The organism is Luteimonas sp. A482 (assembly GCF_054072655.1).
Genome location: NZ_JBSVRO010000019.1, coordinates 1 through 1,162 on the forward strand (window position 1 = coordinate 1; position 1,162 = coordinate 1,162).

At 67.5% G+C, this 1,162-nt stretch carries 1 protein-coding gene; it reads right to left on the minus strand.

Features of this window, described 5'->3' with window-relative positions; translation table 11 throughout:
- Positions 1-26 precede the first annotated feature (26 nt).
- Positions 27-950: an IS110 family RNA-guided transposase gene (locus tag ACW5DW_RS17085; RefSeq protein ID WP_457020501.1), complete on the minus strand. Its 924-nt coding sequence runs from the start codon at positions 948-950 to the stop codon at positions 27-29.
- Positions 951-1,162: the final 212 nt, after the last annotated feature.

Genomic DNA, 1,162 nt, shown 5'->3' on the forward strand with positions numbered 1-1,162 from the left:
TCAGCAACTGTCTTGAAGCGTGCCGCTCAAGCCAGTGCCAGGCCCTCGGCCCGAAGCTCGTCGCGGCGCCTGGCATTGATGATCCCGAGCAGCTTGCGCATGCAAGCCACCAGCGCCACCTTGCCAAGCTTGCCGCGCGCCCGAAGCTGCTGGTAGTGCGCCTTCATGGTCGGATCCCAGCGTACGGCCGAGAGCGTGGCCATGTAGAGCGCGACGCGAACCGGGGCGCGCCCTCCACGGATCCGTCGCTTGCCCTGGCCCTGTCCGCTGTCCCGGTTCATCGGGGCGACGCCGGTGAGCTTGGCGATCTGTCTGCGATCAAGGTGGCCGAGCTCCGGCAGCAGCGCGAGAGCGGTGGCCTGGAACACGGGTCCAAGACCCTTGCTCGAGCGTAGCGCGGGCGTGGCGTGCGCCTGGATCAAGGCCTTCATCGTCTTCTCGATCGCGGCAAGCTCCCTGACCAGGGCGGCAATGGTGCGCGCTGCAAGCTTGTGGACCGAAGCAGGCGCCATCGCCGCCTGCTGCTTCTGGGCCTGAAGCAGGACGACCACCTGGCAGCGGCGGCGCAGCCAATCACGCAGCTCGCGTTGCCAGGGCGGCGGTGCGAGGTAGGGGCGCAGGCGGTCGGCGAACAGCCGGGCCATGAGCGCCAGGATCCGGGCGTCGATGTCGTCGGTCTTGGCCAGCTCGCCGGTGGCGTTGGCGAAGGCGCGGGCCTGGCGAGGGTTGACCCGGGCAATCCACAGACCGGCATCGCAGCAGGCCTCGAGCAGTGGCTCCTCGTAGCCGCCGGTGGCTTCGACCACGATCTGCGTGGCCCCAAGCGCCTGCAGTCGCTTGACCAGCTTGGCGATGTCCGCCCGATTGTTGGCGAACCGGAGCACGCGCGGCTGCCCATCCACGGCCAAATCCAGGCTGGCCTTGCTCACATCGATCCCTGCTGCTGACATGTTCGTTCTCCGCTACAGTTGATTGGCCGAGAGCATCGCGCCCGAGGCCCACGCTTATCAGTTCGAGGGAAACCTCGATCAACTGTTCGGGCGCAGGGCGCGAGATCCGGCGTGCGGCCCCTGCTGAATTACGGTGGTCTGACACCGAGGCGTTATCGGGCGCGCACGTCGGGCTCTCGGCGCCTACGGTAGGGGAAACTCAAGACATAAGG